The organism is Pseudomonas sp. Colony2, assembly GCF_019382755.1.
In the GTDB taxonomy this organism is placed as follows: domain Bacteria; phylum Pseudomonadota; class Gammaproteobacteria; order Pseudomonadales; family Pseudomonadaceae; genus Aquipseudomonas.
The window spans coordinates 1,461,904-1,484,863 of the sequence record NZ_CP080030.1 but is presented as its reverse complement, the minus strand read 5'-3'; the positions used below and the strand labels follow the sequence as shown (position 1 = coordinate 1,484,863).

At 62.1% G+C, this 22,960-nt stretch carries 21 protein-coding genes; 10 read left to right on the top strand and 11 right to left on the bottom strand.

The features are described 5' to 3' along the window. Positions 1-115 precede the first annotated feature (115 nt). Together olsB and JV201_RS06240 are read left to right on the top strand one after the other, a co-directional pair. On the top strand, positions 116-871 hold the full coding sequence (olsB, locus tag JV201_RS06245) for an L-ornithine N(alpha)-acyltransferase (protein ID WP_008431132.1): 756 nt from the start codon (positions 116-118) through the stop codon (positions 869-871). Further along, positions 871-1,662 (top strand): lysophospholipid acyltransferase family protein, encoded by a 792-nt coding sequence (locus JV201_RS06240; RefSeq protein ID WP_003219789.1) that lies wholly within the window; start codon positions 871-873, stop codon positions 1,660-1,662. Before olsB ends, JV201_RS06240 begins: the two co-directional genes overlap by 1 nt. Before the next feature lie 109 nt (positions 1,663-1,771). On the opposite strand, the gene JV201_RS06235 is transcribed toward JV201_RS06240, so the two are convergent. Next, entirely contained in the window at positions 1,772-2,356 is a 585-nt protein-coding gene (locus tag JV201_RS06235; protein WP_003219791.1) for an ACP phosphodiesterase, read from the bottom strand. Between the two features lie 156 nt (positions 2,357-2,512). Between JV201_RS06235 and JV201_RS06230 the strand changes: the two genes are divergently transcribed. The 3 genes from JV201_RS06230 to JV201_RS06220 are packed head-to-tail and all read left to right on the top strand — an operon-like array spanning position 2,513 to position 5,089. Further along, entirely contained in the window at positions 2,513-2,827 is a 315-nt protein-coding gene (locus tag JV201_RS06230; RefSeq protein WP_003219793.1) for a helix-turn-helix transcriptional regulator, read from the top strand. A gap of 13 nt (positions 2,828-2,840) precedes the next feature. Further along, the gene (locus JV201_RS06225) at positions 2,841-4,007 is read left to right on the top strand and encodes an MFS transporter (protein WP_003219795.1); all 1,167 of its coding nucleotides are present in this window, start codon (positions 2,841-2,843) and stop codon (positions 4,005-4,007) included. Between the two features lie 26 nt (positions 4,008-4,033). Further along, positions 4,034-5,089 carry an alkene reductase gene (locus JV201_RS06220; protein ID WP_219406636.1) on the top strand — a complete coding sequence of 352 codons (1,056 nt, stop codon included), beginning with the start codon at positions 4,034-4,036 and terminating at the stop codon, positions 5,087-5,089. A 230-nt stretch (positions 5,090-5,319) separates the two neighbouring features. Here the strand turns inward: JV201_RS06220 and JV201_RS06215 are convergent, their stop codons facing one another. Then, complete coding sequence (locus JV201_RS06215; RefSeq protein WP_003219798.1) at positions 5,320-5,952, bottom strand: TetR family transcriptional regulator; 633 nt, start codon at positions 5,950-5,952, stop codon at positions 5,320-5,322. A 286-nt stretch (positions 5,953-6,238) separates the two neighbouring features. Here JV201_RS06215 and JV201_RS06210 point away from each other — a divergent pair, with 286 nt between their 5' ends. The 5 genes from JV201_RS06210 to JV201_RS06190 all read left to right on the top strand — a co-directional run bounded on the left by JV201_RS06210 (position 6,239) and on the right by JV201_RS06190 (position 14,407). Beyond that, positions 6,239-7,387, top strand: coding sequence for an efflux RND transporter periplasmic adaptor subunit (locus JV201_RS06210; RefSeq protein ID WP_003219800.1), 1,149 nt, complete (start codon positions 6,239-6,241; stop codon positions 7,385-7,387). A gap of 3 nt (positions 7,388-7,390) precedes the next feature. After that, positions 7,391-10,552, top strand: a complete 3,162-nt coding sequence (locus tag JV201_RS06205) for an efflux RND transporter permease subunit (RefSeq protein ID WP_177021339.1) — start codon at positions 7,391-7,393, stop codon at positions 10,550-10,552. Continuing rightward, complete coding sequence (gene adeC / locus JV201_RS06200; protein WP_003219806.1) at positions 10,549-12,006, top strand: AdeC/AdeK/OprM family multidrug efflux complex outer membrane factor; 1,458 nt, start codon at positions 10,549-10,551, stop codon at positions 12,004-12,006. Before JV201_RS06205 ends, adeC begins: the two co-directional genes overlap by 4 nt. Positions 12,007-12,178: 172 nt before the next feature. Next, positions 12,179-13,429, top strand: a complete 1,251-nt coding sequence (locus JV201_RS06195; protein ID WP_219406635.1) for an OprD family porin — start codon at positions 12,179-12,181, stop codon at positions 13,427-13,429. Between the two features lie 78 nt (positions 13,430-13,507). Further along, the gene (locus JV201_RS06190) at positions 13,508-14,407 is read left to right on the top strand and encodes a polysaccharide deacetylase family protein (protein ID WP_166742188.1); all 900 of its coding nucleotides are present in this window, start codon (positions 13,508-13,510) and stop codon (positions 14,405-14,407) included. On the opposite strand, the gene pcaC is transcribed toward JV201_RS06190, so the two are convergent. The 9 genes from pcaC to JV201_RS06145 form a co-directional block, all read right to left on the bottom strand. Continuing rightward, positions 14,404-14,796, bottom strand: a complete 393-nt coding sequence (pcaC, locus tag JV201_RS06185) for a 4-carboxymuconolactone decarboxylase (protein WP_008431145.1) — start codon at positions 14,794-14,796, stop codon at positions 14,404-14,406. The two genes, JV201_RS06190 and pcaC, sit on opposite strands and share 4 nt — an antisense overlap. 187 nt (positions 14,797-14,983) lie before the next feature. Further along, a complete protein-coding gene (gene pcaD / locus JV201_RS06180) occupies positions 14,984-15,775 on the bottom strand; it encodes a 3-oxoadipate enol-lactonase (RefSeq protein WP_219406634.1) in 792 nt (263 codons plus the stop codon). A 10-nt stretch (positions 15,776-15,785) separates the two neighbouring features. After that, positions 15,786-17,150: a 3-carboxy-cis,cis-muconate cycloisomerase gene (locus JV201_RS06175; RefSeq protein WP_008431146.1), complete on the bottom strand. Its 1,365-nt coding sequence runs from the start codon at positions 17,148-17,150 to the stop codon at positions 15,786-15,788. A gap of 49 nt (positions 17,151-17,199) precedes the next feature. Further along, positions 17,200-18,495 carry an MFS family transporter gene (locus JV201_RS06170; protein WP_003219818.1) on the bottom strand — a complete coding sequence of 432 codons (1,296 nt, stop codon included), beginning with the start codon at positions 18,493-18,495 and terminating at the stop codon, positions 17,200-17,202. A 180-nt stretch (positions 18,496-18,675) separates the two neighbouring features. Then, positions 18,676-19,242 carry a protocatechuate 3,4-dioxygenase subunit alpha gene (gene pcaG / locus JV201_RS06165; RefSeq protein ID WP_003219820.1) on the bottom strand — a complete coding sequence of 189 codons (567 nt, stop codon included), beginning with the start codon at positions 19,240-19,242 and terminating at the stop codon, positions 18,676-18,678. A gap of 1 nt (position 19,243) precedes the next feature. Then, positions 19,244-19,948 carry a protocatechuate 3,4-dioxygenase subunit beta gene (gene pcaH, locus JV201_RS06160; protein ID WP_003219824.1) on the bottom strand — a complete coding sequence of 235 codons (705 nt, stop codon included), beginning with the start codon at positions 19,946-19,948 and terminating at the stop codon, positions 19,244-19,246. A 28-nt stretch (positions 19,949-19,976) separates the two neighbouring features. Beyond that, positions 19,977-21,182, bottom strand: a complete 1,206-nt coding sequence (pcaF, locus tag JV201_RS06155; protein ID WP_219407141.1) for a 3-oxoadipyl-CoA thiolase — start codon at positions 21,180-21,182, stop codon at positions 19,977-19,979. Next, a complete protein-coding gene (locus JV201_RS06150; RefSeq protein WP_219407140.1) occupies positions 21,179-21,961 on the bottom strand; it encodes a CoA-transferase subunit beta in 783 nt (260 codons plus the stop codon). The genes pcaF and JV201_RS06150 overlap by 4 nt, the downstream gene beginning before the upstream one ends. Next, complete coding sequence (locus JV201_RS06145; protein ID WP_219406633.1) at positions 21,958-22,815, bottom strand: CoA transferase subunit A; 858 nt, start codon at positions 22,813-22,815, stop codon at positions 21,958-21,960. The genes JV201_RS06150 and JV201_RS06145 overlap by 4 nt, the downstream gene beginning before the upstream one ends. Positions 22,816-22,960: the final 145 nt, after the last annotated feature.

Here is a 22,960-nt window from a genome sequence, read left to right as displayed (position 1 = left end):
CCCTGTCATCTAAGCGTCACCGTAACTTCATGGAGATGACACCGGCCCTACATAGCCTGACATGGCACAAACAAGTCGACCGGCCGTAACCCTGGCCGGCACTCGGAGACTCGCCATGACTCAGATCGCCCGCATCAGCGACACCGGCAATGAACGCCGTCTGCAAGCCGAACGCCTGATCGGCGCCCAGGCTTTGCAGGAAGCCCAGGCCCTGCGGTTCAACGTGTTCAGCGGCGAATTCAACGCCAAGCTGAAAGGCGCTGAACTGGGCCTGGACATGGATGACTATGATGTTCACTGCAGCCACATCGGCGTGCGGGATTTGAACAGCGGTCGACTCGTCGCCACCACCCGTTTGCTCGACCACCAGGCCGCCACCACCCTGGGCCGCTTCTACAGCGAAGAAGAATTCAGCCTCCACGGCCTGCTGCACCTCAAAGGCCCCATCCTGGAAATCGGCCGCACCTGCGTCGACCCCGCCTACCGCAACGGCGGCACCATCGCCGTGTTGTGGGGCGAGCTGGCCGAAGTCCTCAACCAGGGCGGCTACAGCTACCTGATGGGCTGCGCAAGCATCCCGATGCACGACGGCGGCATCCAGGCCCACGCGATCATGCAGCGCCTGCGCGAACGCTACCTGTGCAACGAACACCTGCGGGCCGAGCCGAAAAAGCCGCTGCCGGCACTGGACCTGCCATCCAACGTCATCGCCGAAATGCCCCCCTTGCTCAAGGCCTACATGCGCCTGGGTGCAAAGATTTGCGGCGAACCCTGCTGGGACGAAGACTTCCAGGTGGCCGACGTGTTCATCCTGCTCAAGCGCGACGAGCTGTGCCCGCGGTATGCCCGCCACTTCAAGGCAGCCATGTGATGAGCCGCCTTCGGGTGTACGGGCGAATTGCCCGCGTGCTGGTGGTGGTGGCCCTGGGTTTGACCATGGCCAGTGTGTTTGGCGTGTTTGAACGTCTGGGCGTCGCCAACTCGATGGTGCGCCGGCAGCGCTGGTCGCGTTTTTTCATGGCACGGCTGACCAACGCCCTGCCCTTTCGCGTGACCGTTCACGGTGAGTTGCCGCAACAGTCGATGCTGTGGGTCAGCAACCACGTATCGTGGACCGATATACCGCTGCTGGGGATGGTGGCGCCGATGTCGTTCCTGTCCAAGGCCGAGGTGCGCACCTGGCCGGTGGCGGGCTGGTTGGCCGCCAAGGCAGGCAGCCTGTTCATCCGCCGAGGTTCGGGGGACAGCCAGTTGATTCGCAAACAGATGACGCGTCATCTGGAACAACAACACCCGCTGTTGATGTTCCCGGAAGGCACCACCACCGACGGCCGCGCCCTGCGTACGTTCCACGGGCGGTTACTGGCCAGTGCGATTGATGCCGATGTGTCGCTGCAACCGGTGGCGATTCGTTATCTGCGCGATGGCCACATCGACCCGCTGGCACCGTTTATTGGCGACGATGATTTGCTCTCGCACTTGATGCGTTTGTTCGGCAATGACCAGGGCGACGTGGAAATCCATCTGCTCAAGCCGATTGCCTGCGCCGGGCAGGAACGTGCGGCGCTGGCGTTCCAGGCGCAGCAGGCGGTGCAGAAGGCGTTGTTTGGCCCCCTTCCAGAAGCTGAGCAAATGCCAGCGCGGCCAGCATTCGCGGCCTGAAGCGAGCACGGTGAAAAATGTGGGAGCGGGCTTGCTCGCGAAGGCGGTGCATCAGTCAGCAGATTCATTAGCTGACCCACCGCTTTCGCGAGCAAGCCCGCTCCCACATTTATAGTTGTATTGCCAACTGGCTATTTGAGAACCGCTGCAATTCTGGGTAAAACACCCGAAAATCCTCGCTCAACGGCTCGTACAGCGCTCGTAATTCCTGCATGGCATGGCCCAGTTCTTCGGGCCGTGTCAGGCGTCGGCCAATTCCTCGAAGTACCTGTTCCATCACCGCAAATTCGCGGTACGAACCCAGCCAGTCATCCGCCGCCATGTACGGCGCAATCTGCGCCAGCCGCCCCGGCAATGCCGGTTCTTCGGCGAGCACCCGGTAAACCTCAGAGGTAAATCGCTCCAGCGGCTGATCGGCATATAACGCCCAGTCCCGCGCCAGGCAGTGGTCGAAAAACACATCGAGGACAATCCCGGCATAGCGGCGCCGGGTCAGGGTGAAGCGCGACAGCGCCTGCCCGATCAGCGGATGACTGTCGGTGTAGCGATCGATTGAGCGATGCAACTGAATCGCCGACTCGATTTGCGGGCTGAACTGGCCTTGCAGGCGACCTTTAACAAAGTCGCCATACAGGCTGCCAAGCAATTGAGCAGGAAGTTGGCCGCCGAGGTGCAGATGTGCGAGATAATTCATGGCGCGCAGTCTAGCACTGCCGTCAACGTATCGTTATAACCCGATATACCGATTCAATCTGGTTTAAGACCAAAATCATATTGGTATATCGGGATACAACGATTTAAAGTTCGCCTCATCGCGATATAACGTTTTACAAAACCGAGCATCACTGCCATGTCCATCGACCTCGACGAAATAATAAAAGCCCTGGCGCACCCAGTACGGCGAGACATCCTCAACTGGCTGAAAGACCCGAAAGTGCAATTCCCCGAGCAGCTGCACAACCACGAATACGGCATTTGCGCCGGGCAGATCGACCAGCGCTGCGGGCTGTCTCAGTCCACCGTGTCGGCGCACCTGGCGAACCTGCAACGGGCGGGGCTGATCAGCAGCCAGAAGGCCGGCCAATGGCACTTTTTCAAACGCAATGAGGACGTGATCCAAGCCTTCCTCAAAGCGCTCACCGAAGAACTCAGCGCACCGCTGTAACAAGGACCCATCAATGCCTCTCTCGCTACTCATCCTGGCCTTAAGCGCCTTCGCCATCGGTACGACCGAGTTCGTCATCATGGGCCTGTTGCCCGATGTGGCGGCCGACCTCGGTGTATCGATTCCCGGCGCCGGCTGGCTGGTGACCGGCTACGCCCTGGGCGTGGCCATCGGTGCCCCCTTCATGGCACTGGCCACCGCCAAGCTGCCGCGCAAGGCCGCCCTGGTAGCGTTGATGGGCATCTTCATCATCGGCAACCTGCTCTGCGCCCTGGCCAGTGACTACAACGTGCTGATGTTTGCCCGTGTGGTCACCGCGCTGTGCCACGGTGCCTTCTTCGGTATCGGTTCGGTGGTCGCCGCCAACCTGGTGCCGGCCAACAAGCGTGCTTCGGCCGTGGCGCTGATGTTCACCGGCCTGACCCTGGCCAACGTGCTCGGCGTACCGCTGGGCACCGCGCTGGGTCAGGAAGCCGGCTGGCGCTCGACCTTCTGGGCCGTGACGGTGATTGGGGTGATCGCCCTGATCGGTCTGATCCGCTTCCTGCCGGCCAAGCGTGACGAGGAAAAACTCGACATGCGCGCCGAGCTCAGAGCACTCAAAGGCGCCGGCATCTGGCTGTCGCTGAGCATGACCGCGCTGTTCGCTGCCTCGATGTTCACCCTCTTCACCTACGTCGCGCCGCTGCTGGGGGACGTCACCGGTGTTTCGCCCAAAGGCGTGACCTGGACCCTGCTGCTGATCGGCCTGGGCCTGACCGTCGGCAACATCATCGGCGGCAAGCTGGCAGACAAGCGCCTGGCTGCCACCCTGATCGGCGTGTTCATCAGCATGGCGGTGGTGTCCACCGTACTGACCTGGACCAGCGTCGCCGTGATCCCGACTGAAATCACCCTGTTCCTCTGGGCCACCGCCTCGTTTGCCGCCGTACCGGCACTGCAGATCAACGTGGTGACCTTCGGCAAGGCCGCACCGAACCTGGTGTCCACCTTGAACATCGGCGCCTTCAACATCGGCAACGCTCTCGGCGCCTGGGTGGGCGGCAGCGTGATTGCCCACGGTTTCGGCCTGACCAGCGTGCCCCTGGCCGCTGCTGCACTGGCCGTGCTCGCGCTGCTGGTGACCCTGATTACTTTCCGTCAGACCGGCGATGCCGACCTGGCCCCCGCGACTAACTGATCAACTAAAGAGAAGGGTGTTATCCCATGACGACTATTTTCGATCCGATCAAACTGGGCGACCTGGAACTGTCGAACCGCATCATCATGGCGCCGCTGACCCGCTGCCGTGCCGACGCCGGTCGCGTGCCCAATGCGCTGATGGCTGAGTACTACGTCCAACGCGCTTCCGCCGGGCTGATCCTCAGCGAAGCCACCTCCGTAACGCCAATGGGCGTGGGTTACCCGGACACCCCGGGCATCTGGTCCAACGACCAGGTTCGCGGCTGGGCCAATGTGACCAAGGCCGTGCACGGTGCAGGCGGCAAGATCTTCCTGCAACTGTGGCACGTGGGCCGGATCTCCCACGAGTCGTACCTGGACGGTGAAACCCCGGTCGCGCCAAGTGCCATCGCAGCCAAGGGCCACGTCAGCCTGGTACGTCCGCTGGCCGACTACCCTACCCCGCGCGCCCTGGAAGTCGCTGAAATCGCCGATATCGTCGACGCCTACCGCGTAGGTGCCGAGAATGCCAAGGCCGCCGGTTTTGACGGCGTGGAAGTCCACGGCGCGAACGGCTACCTGCTCGACCAGTTCCTGCAAAGCAGCACCAACCAGCGCACCGACAACTACGGCGGCTCCCTGGAAAACCGCGCACGCTTGCTGCTCGAAGTCACTGACGCCGTGATTGAAGTGTGGGGCGCCGGCCGTGTAGGCGTGCACCTGGCACCGCGCGCCGACTCCCACGACATGGGCGACGCCAACCTGTCGGAAACCTTCACCTACGTCGCCAAAGAGCTGGGCAAGCGTGGCATCGCGTTCATCTGCTCCCGTGAAAAGGAAGCGGGCGACAGCCTCGGCCCACAACTGAAAGCCGCCTTCGGTGGCCCGTACATCGCCAACGAACGCTTCACCAAGGACAGCGCCAACGCGTGGCTGGCTTCGGGCAAGGCTGACGCCGTGGCATTCGGCGTGCCGTTCATCGCCAACCCGGACCTGCCGGCTCGCCTGAAGGCCGATGCACCGCTGAACGAAGCACATCCAGAGACTTTCTACGCCAAAGGCCCGGTCGGCTACATCGACTACCCGACCCTGGCACTCTGATCTGCTGAAACGAAAAAGCCCCGACTTGCGAGAGCCGGGGCTTTTTTATGGGCCGCAGGAAACATTCCTTCACAGCCTTGCAACAATATTGCTACAAAATACTTAGCCAACTACCTATCAACCGCCCGCCAGCCCGTATATAACGTCACCCCACAAAATCAGGGAAAAGCCTGATTGACCAGCCCCGGTGTTTATTGTTGACACAACTGGTCGCAATTACGCATTTTGTCTTAATTGCGCAGGCCAGGGCTCAAGCGCAGCATGTCCAACGCGATATCGACCCAGCGCTCTGCGTCCTGGGCCAACTGGAAACTGTCGGGCACCAGCAGCCACTGGCCGAGAATTCCGTCGATATAGGCGTGCATGCACACCGCGGCACGTACGGTGTCGAGATTCTCCGGAAGCTGCCCGCGATGGACCGCGTTACGCAAGGTCAGCCCGATGCGCAGGTTGCATTCGAGGCTGGCGGTCTGGCGCTGACGGCGCAGATCACACATTTCATCGGTGAATTCGCACTTATGAAACAAAATCTCATTGATGCGCCGGGTCTTCGGGTCCAGGGCCACTTGATGGAACAGATGAATCAGCAGCTTGCGCATGCAACCCAGCGGATCGACCTCGTCCTCGCTCTCACTGGCCCTGGCCAATTCATCCAGCGGCTCGTGCAGCGTATCGAGCATCGCCTGCACCAGGTCGGCCTTGTTGCTGAAATGCCAGTAGATGGCACCACGTGTCACGCCTGCCAGCGCGGCAATATCCGCCAGCGTGGTACGCGCAACCCCGCGCTCGTAGAAGGCCTGCTCGGCCGCTTCAAGAATCTGGCTGCGCGTTTCCTGAGCTTCCTCTTTGGTACGACGAACCATGGCAGTAAAACCTCAATCAGGAGACTTGGGGTGATCGGTAACGCAGACTCAACCGCTGCTAACGACCATCTGAATAATTGTGGGACGACGCCGTCAAGGGCGCCGAACGTACTAGAATCGAGGCTTTGGACGCTGCTTTGTCAACATTCCGCGAAGCCTGTCAAGAGTTTACAAACAACCATGAACGTAAGTATATTGCGTAGCAAGCTACTTATCCACTCAGTGCCTGTTTTTTACCCTTCCACACTTCTTGTGCGCACTCTGCGCGCCTGACCCGAGGATCTTCATGCAACTTAAGCCAGCTGTTACCGCCCTGGTTACTGCCGTCGCCCTGGCATCGCTGCTCAGCGGATGTAAAAAGGAAGAAGCGGCTCCGCCCGCTCAAACCCCTCAGGTCGGCGTGGTCACTATTCAACCTCAAGCCTTTACCCTGACATCCGAGCTGCCAGGTCGCACCACGGCCTACCGCATTGCCGAGGTTCGCCCTCAGGTCAACGGCATCATTCTCAAGCGTCTGTTCAAGGAAGGGGGCGACGTCAAGGAAGGCCAGCAGCTCTATCAGATCGATCCGTCGGTGTATGACGCCTCGCTGAAAAGCGCTCAGGCCAACCTCGCCCAGACCAAATCGATTGCCGATCGCTACAAGCAGTTGGTCGATGAGCAGGCCGTCAGCCGCCAGGAATACGACACCGCCGTGTCCAACCGCATGACCTCTGAAGCCAACGTGCAAACGGCCCAGATCAACGTGCGCTACACCAAGGTGTTTGCCCCGATCTCCGGGCGTATCGGTCGCTCTTCGGTCACCGAAGGCGCGCTGGTCAGCAACGGCCAGACCGACGCCATGGCAGTGATCCAGCAACTGGACCCGATCTACGTCGACGTCACGCAGTCCTCTGCCGAGATGCTGAAACTGCGTCGCGACCTGGAAAGCGGCCAACTGGAAAAAGCCGGCGAAAACGCGGCCAAGGTCAAGCTGACCCTGGAAGACGGCACCGCCTACGGCGTGGAAGGCAAGCTGGAATTCTCCGAAGTCTCGGTCGACGAAACCACCGGTTCCGTGACCCTGCGGGCCGTGTTCCCGAACCCTGACCACACCCTGCTGCCGGGCATGTTCGTCCACGCGCAGTTGCAAGCCGGTGTGAACAGCAAGGCCATCCTGGCACCACAGCAAGGCGTGACCCGCGACCTGAAGGGCATCCCGACCGCGCTGGTGGTGAACAAGGACAACAAGGTCGAGCAACGTGTACTGGTGGCCAACCGCACTACCGGCGCCTACTGGCTGGTGGAAAAAGGCCTGAACGCCGGTGACCGTGTGATCACCGAAGGCCTGCAATTCATCAAGCCGGGCATCGAAGTCAAGGTCAAGGACGCTGATAACGCCAAACCCGCCGGTTCCGCTGCTGCTCCTGCTGCCGCTGCTGGTCAAGGGGAGTAATTCATGTCGAAATTTTTTATCGACCGTCCCATTTTCGCCTGGGTAATTGCCCTGGTGATCATGCTGGTCGGGGCACTGTCGATCCTGAAGTTGCCCATCAACCAGTACCCGGCCATCGCGCCAACCGCCATTGATATCCAGGTGACCTACCCGGGCGCGTCTGCACAAACCGTGCAGGACACCGTGGTGCAGGTCATCGAACAACAGCTCAACGGTATCGACAACCTGCGTTATGTCGCCTCGGACAGTAACTCCGACGGCAGCATGACCATCACCGCGACGTTCAACCAGGGTACCAACCCGGACATCGCCCAGGTTCAGGTACAGAACAAGCTCAACCTGGCGACCCCGCTGCTGCCACAAGAAGTACAGCAGCAGGGTATCCGCGTTACCAAGTCGGTGAAGAACTTCCTGATGGTGATCGGTCTGGTGTCGGAAGACGGCAGCATGACCAAGGATGACCTTTCCAACTACATCGTTTCCAACATCCAGGACCCGATTTCCCGGACCGCCGGTGTGGGCGACTTCCAGGTGTTCGGTTCCCAGTACGCCATGCGTATCTGGCTCGATCCGGCCAAGCTGAACAACTACCAGCTGACGCCAGTGGATGTCAGCAACGCCATCCAGGCGCAGAACGTCCAGGTGGCCACCGGCCAACTCGGCGGCCTGCCTGCCCTGCCCGGCACTCAGTTGAATGCCACCATCATCGGCAAGACGCGTCTGCAAACCACTGAAGCGTTCGGCAATATCCTGATGAAGGTCAATACCGACGGTTCCCAGGTTCGCCTGGGTGACGTTTCGCGTATCGAACTGGGCGGCCAGAACTACAGCATCAGCGCACAGTTCAACGGCAAGCCGGCTTCCGGTATGGCGATCAAGCTGGCAGCCGGTGCCAACGCACTGGACACCGCCAAGGCGATTCGCGAAACGGTTGCGTCCCTCGAACCGTTCTTCCCGCCTGGCATGAAGGCTGTGGTGCCGTATGACACCACGCCGGTTGTGACCGAATCGATCTCCGGTGTGGTTCACACCCTGGTCGAAGCGATCGTGCTGGTGTTCCTGGTGATGTTCCTGTTCCTGCAGAACTTCCGCGCCACCATCATCACCACCATGACCGTACCGGTGGTATTGCTGGGTACCTTCGGGATCCTCGCTGCGTTCGGCTTCACCATCAACACCCTGACCATGTTCGGCATGATCCTGGCCATCGGCTTGCTGGTGGACGATGCCATCGTTGTGGTGGAGAACGTCGAGCGGGTAATGGCCGAGGAGCACTTGTCGCCCAAGGAGGCGACGGTCAAGTCCATGGGCCAGATCCAGGGGGCCCTGGTGGGTATCGCCCTGGTGCTGTCGGCGGTATTGCTGCCAATGGCGTTCTTCGGTGGTTCCACCGGTGTGATCTACCGCCAGTTCTCCATCACTATCGTTTCGGCGATGGCGCTGTCGGTACTGGTTGCCCTGGTCTTCACCCCGGCCTTGTGCGCCACCATGCTCAAGCCGATTGACCCGGAAAAACACGGCCAACCCAAGCGCGGCTTCTTCGGCTGGTTCAACCGTACCTTCGACCGTGGCGTACTGAGCTACGAGCGCGGCGTCGGTAACATGATCAAGCACAAGTTCCCGGCATTCGTGGTCTATGCCCTGATCCTTGCCGGCATGATCTGGATGTTCACCCGCATTCCAAGCGCGTTCCTCCCAGAGGAAGACCAGGGCGTGATCTTTGCCCAGGTACAAACGCCGGTGGGTTCTTCGGCTGAACGTACGCAGAAAGTCATCGACGATATGCGCGCCTACCTGTTGAACGACAAGGAAGGCGAGCCAGGCGAAGGCAAGGCTGTCAAATCGGTGTTTACCGTGAACGGCTTCAACTTCGCCGGTCGTGGCCAGAGCTCGGGCCTCGCGTTCGTGATGCTCAAGCCGTGGGACGAGCGTGACTCGAGCCAGTCGGTATTTGAGGTTGCCAAGCGTGCCCAGGGTTACTTCTTCGGGGCCTTCAAGGACGCCATGGTATTTGCCGTGGTGCCACCGTCGGTACTCGAACTGGGTAACGCCACCGGTTTCGACGTGTTCCTGCAAGACCAGGGCGGCGTCGGCCACCAGAAGCTGATGGATGCGCGTAACCAGTTCCTGGGTGCCGCGGCACAAAGCAAGATCCTGGCGGGCGTGCGCCCCAACGGCGTGAACGATGAGCCGCAGTACGAGCTGACCGTTGACGACGAGAAGGCCAGTGCCCAGGGCATCAGCCTGGCAGACATCCAGCAGACCCTGGCAATCGCCTTGGGTGGCAGCTACATCAACGACTTCATCGACCGTGGTCGTGTGAAGAAGGTGTATGTACAGGGTGACGCCGCCAGCCGGATGTCTCCGGAAGACCTGAGCAAATGGTACGTGCGCAGCACGTCCGGGAAGATGGTGCCGCTGTCGGCCATCTCTTCGGGCAAGTGGATCTTCGGTTCGCCGAAACTCTCGCGCTATAACGGTGTAGCGGCGATGGAAATCCTCGGTACCCCGGCACCTGGCTACAGTACCGGTGATGCGATGGCGGAAGTCGAACGCATTGCCAAGGACCTGCCGGCTGGCGTTGGTTACTCCTGGACCGGTCTGTCGTATGAAGAACGTCTGTCCGGCTCCCAGGCACCTGCGCTGTACGCCCTGTCGCTGCTGGTGGTGTTCCTCTGCCTCGCGGCACTGTACGAAAGCTGGTCGATCCCGATTGCGGTGATTCTGGTTGTACCGCTGGGTGTGATCGGTGCGTTGATCGCCACCAGCCTGCGGGGACTGTCCAACGACGTGTTCTTCCAGGTGGGCCTGTTGGTGACGGTGGGTCTGGCAGCGAAAAACGCCATCCTGATCGTGGAGTTCGCCAAGGAGCTCCACGAGCAGGGCAAAGGCATTGTCGAGTCGGCCATCGAGGCATCCCGCATGCGTCTGCGACCGATCATCATGACGTCCATGGCGTTCATGCTCGGCGTACTGCCCCTGGCAATTTCCACCGGTGCCGGCTCAGGTAGCCAGCACGCCATCGGTACGGGCGTAATTGGCGGTATGATCACCGCCACGGTCCTCGCGATCTTCTGGGTACCCCTGTTCTTCGCAACCGTGTCCTCCGCTGGCGAGCGTAAAAAGACTGAACCCAAGCAAACTCCTAAAGAGGCTGGCCAATGAGCAAGTCGCTACTTTCCTTAGCTGTCACGGCATTCGTGCTCAGTGGCTGCTCGCTGATCCCGGACTACCAGCGCCCTGAAGCGCCGGTAGCCGCGCAGTTCCCGCAGGGGCCGGCGTATTCGTCGGCCCAGGCGCCGGGCCAGGCGGCTGCCGAGCAGGGCTGGAAGCAGTTTTTCCATGACCCTGCCCTGCAACAGCTGATCCAGACCGCCCTGGTGAACAACCGCGACCTGCGTGTCGCGGCCCTGAACATCGATGCGTATGCCGCGCAGTACCAGATCCAGCGCGCCGACCTGTTCCCGGCGGTTTCGGCCACGGGCAGCGGCAGCCGTACGCGCACCCCGGCCAAGCTGTCGCAGACCGGCGAAGCGGGCATCACCAGCCAATACTCGGCGGGCCTCGGGATCAGTTCTTATGAGCTGGACCTGTTCGGCCGCGTACGCAGCCTGAGCGAACAAGCGCTGCAACAATACTTCGCGACCGAAGAAGCGCGTCGCACCACCCAGATCAGCCTGGTGGCCAGCGTGGCCAACGCCTACCTGACCTGGCAGGCCGACAAGGAGCTGCTCAAGCTCACCCAGGACACCCTGGGCGCGTACGAGCAGAGCTTCAAACTGACCTCGCGCAGCAATGAAGTCGGCGTGGCTTCGGCCCTGGACCTGAGCCAGGCCCGTACCTCGGTGGAAAACGCCCGGGTTGCACTGGCGCGTTATACCCGCCAGGTGGCCCAGGACGAAAACAACCTGACCCTGCTGCTGGGTACCGGCCTGCCAGCGAACATCGTCAGCCGGCCATTGGCTGATGACCTGTTGAGCGAAGTACCGGCCGGCCTGCCATCGGACCTGCTGCAACGTCGTCCCGACATCCTGCAGGCCGAGTACAACCTCAAGGCGGCCAACGCCAACATCGGTGCGGCACGCGCTGCGTTCTTCCCGAGCATCACCCTGACCGCCAGCGCCGGCACCGCGAGCCCGACCCTGGGCGGCCTGTTCAAGGGCGGTTCGGGTACCTGGTCGTTTGCACCGCAGATCAACATCCCGATCTTCAACGCCGGCAGCCTGCGCGCCAGCCTGGATTACTCGAAAATCCAGAAAGAGATCAACGTCGCCAACTACGAGAAAGCCATCCAGACCGGCTTCCAGGAAGTCTCCGACGGCCTCGCCGCCCGCGAGACCTACAAGCAGCAACTGGACGCCCAACGTGGCTTCGTCGCGGCCAACCAGGATTACTACCGCCTGGCCGAGCGTCGCTACCGTATTGGTGTCGACAGCAACCTGACGTTCCTCGACGCCCAGCGCCAACTGTTCAGTGCCCAGCAATCGCTGATCACCGACCGCCTGGCGCAACTCAATAGCGAGGTCAACCTGTACAAGGCCCTCGGTGGTGGCTGGAACGAACAGACCGCGAAGAACGAACCGTTGAAAGAAGAAGCACCGCCCTTGAAGTTGTTCTGATAGTGGCGCAGTAAACAAAAACCGCTTCCCGCCCAGGAAGCGGTTTTTTTACGCCCATGACTTTGCGTTCGATCATCGCCCACAACCCGCTCTCCCCCACTTTCATCGCCCCCGCACCGCCCCGCACCATGGCCGCCACCTGCATAACCCCAATAACAACAGGTCTGACACCATGAGCACTTTCGACCCGCGCCGGCTTTTGCTGGCAACCGCTGTCGCCAGCATTGCCCTCCCCGTTGTCGCTGAAGAACACGGCTTCCTGGAAGACGCCAGCGCCAACCTAAACCTGCGTAATTTCTTCTTCAACCGCAACTACACCAACCCCAGCAAGACCCAGGGCGGCGCACAGGAGTGGACGCAAAGTTTCATCCTCGACGCCAAATCCGGCTTCACCCAGGGCACCGTCGGTTTCGGCGTGGATGTACTGGGCCTGTACTCATTGAAGCTCGATGGCGGACGCGGCACGGGTGGCACCCAGCTGTTGCCGCTGGACCACGATGGCCGCCCGGCGGATGAATTCGGGCGTCTGGGCGTGGCGTTCAAGGCACGGGTTTCAAAGACAGAAGTGAAAGTCGGCGAATGGATGCCGGTGCTGCCGATCCTGCGTTCGGACGATGGCCGCTCGCTCCCGCAAACCCTGCGCGGCGGGCAAATCACCTCCAAGGAAATCGACGGCCTGACCCTGTACGGCGGCCAGTTCCGCGCCAACAGCCCACGGGACGACAGCAGCATGACCGACATGTCCATGTTCGGGAAAACCGCGTTCACCTCCGACCGCTTCAACTTCCAGGGCGGCGAATATGCCTTCAACGACAAACGCACCCAGATCGGTGTGTGGAACGCCCAACTCAAGGACATCTACAGCCAGCAATACCTCAACCTGATCCACAGCCAACCGGTGGGCGACTGGACCCTGGGCGCCAACCTCGGGTTCTTCTACGGCAAGGACGACGGCAGCGCCCGCGCCGGAGACCTAGATAACAAGACCTGGTCCGGACTGTTCTCGGCCCGATACGGCGGCAACACGTTCTACGTCGGCCTGCAAAAACTCACCGGCAACAGCGCCTGGATGCGCGTCAACGGCGCCAGCGGCGGCACCCTGGCCAACGACAGCTACAACGCCAGCTACGACAACGCCCAGGAAAAATCCTGGCAGGTACGCCATGACTATAACTTCGCCGCCCTGGGTATTCCGGGCCTCACGCTGATGAACCGCTACATCAGCGGCAGCAACGTACACAGCGGCACGGTGACCGATGGCAAGGAATGGGGACGGGAAAGTGAAGTGGCCTACGTGGTGCAGAGCGGAGCGCTGAAGAATCTCAATGTGCGCTGGCGTAACTCCAGCATGCGCCGGGACTACAACAACAACGAGTTTGATGAAAACCGGTTGATCGTCAGTTACCCGATAAGCCTGCTGTAAAGCCTCGACAGTCTTGTTGTATGGTGCGCGCGTGTCATGGATGACCCGCCCCAGCAGCCAATGTCATTCGAGTCCGCCATGAAACACTTCGCCACCGTATCGGCCGCACTAGCCCTGGCCCTGAGCCTCAGCGGTTGCATCGGCCCGCCTCTGGCGCTGACACCGCAAACCGAACAACGCCTGAAAACCGAGGCGCCAATCCGTTTTTTGCTGACCTTCGATGACGGCCCCAGCGCCTCGGGCTTCATGAACCCCAGCCGTTCGGTGATGGCGGACCTGGCGAACAACCCGATACAGCCGGGGATCAAGGCGGTGTTCTTCCTGCAGACCGAGGCGCCCCGCTCCGGCGGCAACCCGCGGGGCTACAAGACCATGGAGCGCGAATACGCGGCCGGCCATATCCTGGGCTTCCACACCGCGACCCCGTGGCACAGCAACCATCGCTTGCAGAATCCGGCTGAACTGGAGCACTACCTCAGCCTGGGTTCATCGACCCTCACCTCCATCACCGGCCAACCGCCCACACTGGTACGCCCGCCGTTCTGGAACTACGACAAGCGCACCTTCGCCGCCTATCAGCAACACGGCATGCATGTGTTGCTGACCGACCTGAGTGCAAACGATGGGGTGATCTGGGTGTTCAACGGCAGCCCGCGTCGACGGGAAAACCTGATACGCCAACTCTCGGTGGTGCGTGAGCGCATCGCCAAAGGCGAATTACCGACGGTGGACGGCGTGATCCCGGTGGTGGTGACCTTCCACGATATCAACCGCTACACCGCCTGGCACTTGAAGGAATACCTGCAAATCCTGCTGGACAGCGCCCATATCAATGGCGTGCCCCTCGCCACACAGCCTTTCTACACCGACCGGGCAACCTTGCAGCGAGCCGCCATGGCCCGCACGGTAAAAAGCGCCGACGAAGTGGTGCACCTGCCCGGTGTGTGGAATTGGGTGTGGGACGCTGACTCGCACTAGACGCGCGACTCTACCCCCAACTCATCCCACACCGACTCGGCCAAGTGAAACGTCGCATTCGCCGCCGGGATCCCGCAATAGATCGCGCTCTGCATCAGCACTTCCTTGATCTCGGCGCGGGTCACACCGTTGCTCGCGGCGGCGCGCAGGTGCAGCTTCAGCTCTTCGCTGCGGTTCATGCCGATGAGCATGGCGATGGTGATCAGGCTGCGGGTATGCCGCGGCAGCCCCGGGCGGGTCCAGATATCACCCCAGGCATGGCGGGTGATCATTTCCTGGAACTCGCTGTTGAACTCGGTCAGGGCGTTGAGGCTGCGGTCGACGTGGGCGTCGCCCAGCACTTCGCGGCGCACTTGCAGGCCTTCGGCATAACGTTGTTTCTCGTCCACAAAACGCTCCTCATGCAACGGTGACGACAGGCACATACCTGTGGCGAGGGAGCTTGCTCCCGTTGGGTCGCGCAGCGGCCCCAGTGAGGCCGCTGCAGGGTTTTACAAATAGTTGGGTTGCGGCTGCTCAGGGGCTGCTACGCAGCCCAACGGGAGCAAGCTCCCTCGCCACAGGGTTCAGCGATACTCAGCGCGATAGCAGAAATTCCAGCACACGGTCGCTGAACGCCGCGCCGGCTTGCACGTTGGACAAGTGCGCGGCATAGAACTCGGCATACTCGGCGCCCTGCACATGCGCCTGGATAAAGTGCCCACCCGCCGGGGGCGTCACCGCATCTTCGCTGCCTGCGATCACCAGGGTCGGCACCTTGATCGACGCCAGTTGCTCGCGGAAATCCGCGTCGCGCACGGCCGCGCAGTTTGCGGCATAACCCTGGGGATCAGTCGCCGCCAGCATATCGGTGATCAGCTTGGCCTGGTCAGGATGAGCCTCGGCGAAGTCGGCGGTGAACCAGCGGGCAATTGACGCATCACGCAGGGCAACCATCGCGGCCGCACCGTCGCGCAGGACCATCTCGATCCGCGGGTTCCAGATCTCCGGCGTGCCGATCTTCGCGGCGGTGTTGCACACCACCAGCCGGCGCAAACGCTCACCCGCGTTGATCCCCAGCCACTGGCCGATCAGGCCGCCCATGGACAACCCGCAGAAATGCGCGCGCTCGATCTGCAACGCATCCAGCAGCGCCAACACGTCACGGCCCGACTGCTCGATGCTGTAGGGGCCTTCGGTGACCAGCGACTTGCCATGGCCGCGGGTGTCGAAACGCAGCACCCGGAAGTACTGGGTGAACGCCTCGATCTGGATGTCCCACATATGCAGGTCGGTGCCCAGGGAGTTGGACAGCACCAGTACCGGTGCATCTTCGGGGCCATCGAGTTGGTAGTTCAGTTCGCCATCGGCGAGTTGTACAAATCCCACAGCAGCCTCCTCAGGCAGTCAAAGCAAAATGTTCGGCCACGGCCCGGGTGACCCAGGTGTGCGCCTGGCCCAGGTAGTGCGCCGGGTCCAGCAGGCGATCGAGTTCGGCCGCCGAAAGCTCGGCAGTCACTTGGGGTTCATCCCCCAGCACCGCCCGCAGGTGGCGCCCGTCGGCGACGGCGCGTTTGCAGCATTGTTCCAGCAGATGGTGCGCGGTTTCGCGGCCCAGGCGCTGGGCGAGGACGATGCTGACCGCTTCGGCCAGTACCAGGCCCTGGGTCAGATCAAGGTTTTGGACCATGCGCCGGGGATCGACTTCCAGGCCTTCGCTGACCAGCAGCGCCTGATGCAATGCACCGGATACCAGCCGGCAAATCTCCGGCAGGGTTTCCCATTCGGCGTGCCACAGGCCCAGGCTGCGTTCGTGTTCCTGGGGCATCGCGCTGAACATCGTTGCCACCAGGCCGGGCACTCGCGTGGCAGCGCTGATCAGCACGGCAGCGCCCACCGGGTTGCGCTTGTGGGGCATGGTCGAAGAGCCGCCCTTGCCGGGGGCCGACGGCTCAAACACTTCCGCCGCTTCGGTCTGCATCAGCAGGCTGATGTCGCGACCCAGCTTGCCGAGGCTGCCGGCGATCAAACCGAGCACCGAGGCAAACTCCACCAGGCGGTCGCGCTGGGTGTGCCAGGGTTGCTCCGGCAGGCCCAACTGCAACTCGGCGGCCAGTGCTTGCGCCACCGGCATCGCCTGTTCGCCGAGGGCCGCCAGGGTTCCGGAAGCACCGCCAAATTGCAGCACCAGCAAACGCGGCTTCAGCTCACTGAGGCGCTGCCGGTTGCGGGTGACTGCGCCGAGCCAACCGGCGATCTTCATGCCCAGCGTGACCGGCGTTGCATGCTGCAGCCAGGTCCGGCCCGCCAAAGGAGTTGTCCCGTAACGCTGGGCCTGGGCGGCAAGAATGTCCCCCAACCGCGCCAGATCATGTTCGATCAGCTCGACTGCGCTGCGCAGTTGCAGCACCAGGCCGGTGTCCATCACATCCTGGCTGGTAGCGCCCAGATGCACATAACGTTCGGCGCCGGCATCTTCGCTGGCGATCAACTTGCCGAGGGCCTTGACCAACGGAATCGCAGAGTTGCCTGCGGTGGCGATGGCGTCGCCGAGGGCATCTACGTCGTAGAGAGAAGCCAGGCAGGCCTGGGCAATGGGCGCGACGGCCGCTTGCGGGATCAACCCGACCTGAGCCTCAGCCCGGGCCAGCGCCGCTTCGAAATCCAGCATGCCCTGCAAACGCCCCTGGTCGCAGAACACTTCGGCCATGCCGTTGGCGGTGAAGTAGGCGTCGAACAGTTGGTTGCTCGTGCGCATCGTCATAACACATCCCTAGGTGGCGCATACCCGGCAACGGGCATGCGCCAGCCGGTTACAGATCGTGGTGCAAATACGCCGCCTCTTTGGGCAGGCGCAAGCTGAACAGGAACGCCACCGCCATCATCGCCGTGACGTACCAGTAGAAGGTGTTCTCCATGCCCATGGACTTGAGCCCCAAGGCCACATATTCCGCCGAACCGCCGAAGATCGCGTTCGCCACCGCATACGCCAGGCCCACGCCCAGTGCGCGTACTTGTGGCGGGAACATTTCGGCTTTCACCAGGCCGCTGATGGAGGTGTAGAAGCTCACGATGGCCAGGGCCAGGGTGATCAGCACAAAAGCCAGGAACGGGCTGCTGACGGTTTTCAGGGTCAACAGGATTGGTACAGTGCACAGCGTGCCCAGGGCGCCGAACCACAGCATCGAGTTACGGCGGCCAATCTTGTCCGCCAGCATGCCGAACACCGGCTGCATGCACATGTAGAAGAACAGCGCGCCGGTCATGATGTAGCTGGCGGTCTTGGCGTGCATCCCGGCGGTGTTCACCAGGTACTTCTGCATGTAGGTGGTGAACGTGTAGAAAATCAGCGAGCCGCCGGCGGTGTAGCCGAGCACGGTGATAAACGCCGCCTTGTGATCGCGGAACAGCGCGGCAATGCTGCCGGCGTCCTTGTCTTCACGCATTTCCTTGCTGGTGGTTTCTTTCAGGGTGCGACGCAGCAACAGCGAGATCACCGCCGCAATGGCGCCGATCACGAACGGAATGCGCCAGCCCCAGGCCCGCAGTTCTTCTTCGGTGAGGATCTGTTGCAGGATCACCACCACCAACACCGCCAGCAGTTGCCCGCCGATCAGGGTCACGTACTGGAACGAGGCGAAGAACCCGCGCTGGCCCTTGAGGGCGACTTCACTCATGTAGGTGGCGGTGGTGCCGTATTCGCCGCCGACCGACAGGCCCTGGAACAACCGGGCGACCAACAGCAGGGCCGGGGCCCAGGCGCCGATGTCTTTGTAGGTGGGCAAAAAGGCGATGACCAGGGAACCGGCGCACATCATCAGCACCGAGATCATCATGGAATTCTTGCGACCGTGTTTATCCGCCACCCGGCCGAACAGCCAGCCGCCGATGGGGCGCATCAGGAAGCCGGCGGCGAACACGCCGGCGGTGTTCAGCAGTTGCACGGTGGGGTCGTCCGACGGGAAAAACGCCGGGGCGAAATAGATGGCGCAGAAGGCATAGACGTAGAAGTCGAACCATTCGACGAGGTTGCCGGAAGAGGCACCGACAATCGCAAAAATCCTTTTGCTGCGTTCTTCTCCGGTGTAGTGGCTGGTTTTTGTTGTCATGTTTTTTCACTCAGTGGGAACGGTTATAGCCTAGACATACTTTGCAACAACCATGTTCCGCAAGCAGACTTTTGGATATTTGTTGCCTGGGCCGGCCTCATCGCGGGCAAGCCCGGCTCCCACATTTGGAATGCATTCCCCTGTGGGAGCTGGCTTGCCTGCGATAGATCCGCAACCCACTCAATAATCGAAGAACACCGTCTCTTCGTCTGTGCCCTGCAAAATCACATTCCACTGATACACACCCGCAGCATCCGCCTTGGCGATCAACGTGCGGCGGCGCTCCTGCGGCACACACGCCAGCAGCGCGTCATCCCCATTCGCCGCTTCACCGTCAAAGTAAATCCGCGTCAGCAGGTGCTTCACCAGCCCACGGGCAAACACCAGCACCACCAGGTGCGGCGCCTGGGTCGTGCCCTTCAACCCCGGCACACTGCCCGGCTTGATGGTGGTAAAGCGAAAACGCCCTTCAGCGTCCACCGGCACCCGGCCGAAGCCTTCGAAGTTCGGGTCCACCGGTTTGTCCTGCTCATCCTCGGGATGGTCGTACTTGCCGGCCGCATTGGCCTGCCAGACTTCCAGCATGGCGTCGTTGACCACATCGCCATTGCCATCCACCACCTGCCCGGTGATCGCCACGCGCTCGCCGAGGGTGGCCGCAACGGTCAGGTCTTCGCGGTTCAGCCAGGTCAGGCCGATGTGGTAATACGGCCCGACGGTGTGGGAAGTAGTCGCGTTGAGGCTCATCTCATTTCTCCATCGGCGTGGCGTCGCGGCCGCGCAGGACGATGTCCCAGCGGTAGCCGAGGGCATAGTGCGGAATGGTTTTTTCCAGATCGAACGAGGCGATCAGGCGTTCCTTGGCGGACGTGTCCGGGACGCAGTTGTAGATCGGGTCATAGGCCAGCAGCGGGTCACCGGGGAAATACATCTGCGTCACCAACCGCGTCAGCACACTCGGGCCGAACAGCGAGAAGTGGATGTGCGCCGGGCGCCACGCGTTGTGGTGGTTGCCCCACGGGTATGCGCCGGGCTTGATGGTCTGGAACTGGTACCAGCCGTCGGCGTCGGTGACGGTACGCCCGGTGCCGGTGAAGTTCGGGTCCAGCGGTGCGTCGTGCTGGTCGCGCTTGTGGTTGTAGCGGCCGGCAGCGTTGGCCTGCCAGATTTCCACGAGGATGCCGGGAACGGGCAGGCCGTTTTCATCCAGCACGCGCCCGTGAATGATGATGCGTTCGCCCTGGGGCTCGCCTTCGTGCTGGGCGGTCAGGTCGTTGTCCTTCTCGTTGACGCGCTCGGCGCCGATGGTCGGGCCGGTGATTTCCGACAGGGAATGGGGCAGGAACACCAACGGCTTGGACGGCGAACGCAGGTTCGTCGACTGGTAGGCCGGGTGCAGGTAATCAGGCTGAGTACCCGCTTGCGGGCGCCGGTATCCGGGCTTGTCACTCATGGAGCAATCCTCTTTATTCTTGTGGGTCTCAAACGCGTTCGATCGCCAGGGCCAGGCCTTGGCCCACACCGACGCACATGGTCGCCAGGCCTTTGCTGCCACCGGTTTTTTCCAGCTGATGCAGCGCGGTCAGTACCAGGCGCGCACCGCTCATGCCCAGCGGATGGCCAAGGGCAATCGCGCCGCCGTTCGGGTTGACCTGCGGTGCGTCGTCGGCAATCCCCAGCTCGCGCAGCACGGCCAGGCCCTGGCTGGCGAAGGCTTCGTTGAGTTCGATCACATCGAAATCAGTTACCGCCAGGCCCAGGCGTTCCACCAGTTTGCGCACCGCCGGCACCGGGCCGATGCCCATCACACGCGGCGCCACACCGGCGCTGGCCATGCCCAGCACCCGGGCGCGGGCGGTCAGGCCGTGTTTTTTGACGGCTTCAGCAGAGGCCAGAATCAGCGCGGCGGCACCATCGTTCACACCAGAGGCGTTGCCTGCGGTGACGGTCTTGTCCGGACCATTGACCGGCTTGAGTTTGGCCAGGGCTTCCAGGGTGGTATCGGCCCGTGGATGCTCGTCGTGCTCGACCACGGTTTCGCCTTTTTTGTGGGCGACACGCACCGGTACGATTTCTTCGGCGAAGAAACCGGCGGCCTGTGCAGCGGCCGTACGTTGCTGGCTGCGCAGGGCGAAGGCGTCCTGGTCGGCGCGGGAGACTTTATAGTCGTCGGCCACGTTGTCAGCGGTTTGCGGCATCGGGTCGACGCCGTACTGGGCCTTCATCAACGGATTGATAAAGCGCCAGCCGATGGTGGTGTCTTCCAGCTTCATGTTGCGCGAGAACGCCGCATCGGCCTTGCCCATCACGAACGGCGCGCGGGACATCGACTCGACGCCACCGGCAATCGCCAGTTCCATCTCGCCGCTGGCGATGGCGCGGAAGGCCGTGCCGATCGCGTCCATGCCCGAAGCGCACAGGCGGTTCAGGGTGACGCCGGGAATGCTCTCCGGAAGGCCCGCCAACAATGCCGCCATGCGCGCCACGTTGCGGTTGTCTTCGCCGGCCTGGTTGGCGCAGCCGAGGAACACTTCGTCCACCGCGCTCCAGTCCACCGATGGGTTGCGTTCCATCAGCGCCTTGATCGGCAGTGCCGCCAGGTCATCGGCGCGCACGGTGGACAAGCCACCGCCAAAACGGCCGATAGGGGTACGAATGGCGTCACAGATAAATACGTCGCGCATCAGGCTTCTCCGGGGGCTTGGCCGTGGGCGGCAGCTGTGCGTGCCTCAAGGTCGCGCAGGGCAGTCAGTTCAATCTCGGTGGGTTCGGCGCTGGTGGTCACCTGGTCGGCAAAACGAATCGCCCAACCGGTGGCGGCCACTACTTGCTCACGGGTCACGCCGGGGTGCAGGGCGGTGACGACAAATTCGTGGCTGCCCTCCTCCGGCTCCATGATGCACAGGTCGGTAATAATCCCTACAGGACCGGCGCCTGGCAGACCCAGGCGTTTGCGCGAGTCACCGCCTTCGCCGTGGCCGACCGAGGTGATGAAGTCCAGCTTGTCGACAAACGAGCGGGCCGACTGCTTGAGGATGATCAGCACGCTCTTCGCGGAGCCGGCGATCTCCGGCGCGCCACCGGCACCTGGCAGGCGCACTTTGGGCTGGTGGTAGTCACCGACCACGGTGGTGTTGATATTGCCGAAACGGTCGACCTGGGCCGCGCCGAGGAAGCCGACGTCAATGCGCCCGCCCTGCAGCCAGTAGCGAAAAATCTCACCGGTCGGCACCACGGTGTCAGCGGTTTCAGCCAGCTCGCCATCACCGATGGACAGCGGCAGCACCGAAGGCTTGGCGCCAATCGGGCCGGACTCGTAAATCAGCACCACATCCGGCGACGATGTCAGGCGCGCCAGGTTGGCAGCCTTGGAGGGAAGGCCGATGCCGACGAAGCACACCGAACCGTTCTTCAGGCGGCGCGCGGCGGCGACGGTCATCATTTCGTTGGTCAAGTAAGCCATTATTTGGCCTCCTGCGCGGTGGCCAGCTTGGCCTGGAATTCACTGAAATTGGCGGTGCCGTGGATGTATTCGTTGATCCACGCAGTAAACGTCTCACGGTCCCGGGCGATGGGGTCCCAGGCCTGGTAGAAACGGTTGTCACGTTCGGTGTAACCGTGAGCGTAGGACGGATGCGCGCCACCCGGCACATGGCACACGGCAGTCAGGGCCCAGGTCGGCAGCACGCAGGCGTTCATCGGCGCGTTGAGGTCGTCGACGATTTCTTCAACGGTAACGATGCAGCGCTTGGCCGCCAGGGCCGCTTCCTTCTGCACCCCGAGGATGCCCCACAGCAGCACGTTGCCCTTGCGGTCAGCCTTTTGCGCGTGGATCACGGTGATGTCCGGGCGCACCGACGGCACGGCCGCCAGTACTTCACCGGTGAAGGGGCAGGTCACGGTCTTGATCAGCGGGTTGACCTTGGGCAGGTCGGAGCCGGCGTAGGCGCGCAACACCGCGAATGGCAGGCCGGAGGCACCGGCGACGTAGGCATTGGCCAGGTCGGCGTGGCTGTGCTCTTCGATCTCCAGCGGTTGCGGCCATTGCTTTTCAACGGCGTCCCGCAGGCGATGCAGTGAACCCACGCCCGGGTTGCCGCCCCAGGAGAAAATCAGCTTGCGTGCACAGCCGGCGCCGATCAACTGGTCGTAGATCAGGTCAGGCGTCATGCGCACCAGCGTCAGGTCTTTCTTGCCCTGACGAATGATTTCATGACCTGCCGCCGTAGGGATCAGGTGAGTAAAGCCTTCGAGTGCAACGGTGTCGCCGTGATTCACGAACTGCTTTACCGCATCAGCCAGCGAAAGGATTTCAGCCATGGGGTGGGCTCCCGGTATCGATCGAAAAAGGCGCTGGAGGCAGCGCCGAAGTGCTTGAAGATTAAGCCGGGGGTCGGGGCCAAACAATCCGATAATCGACTGAGTGTTCGATTATCGAACGGATTGTTGTCTTGCTATCGGTCCG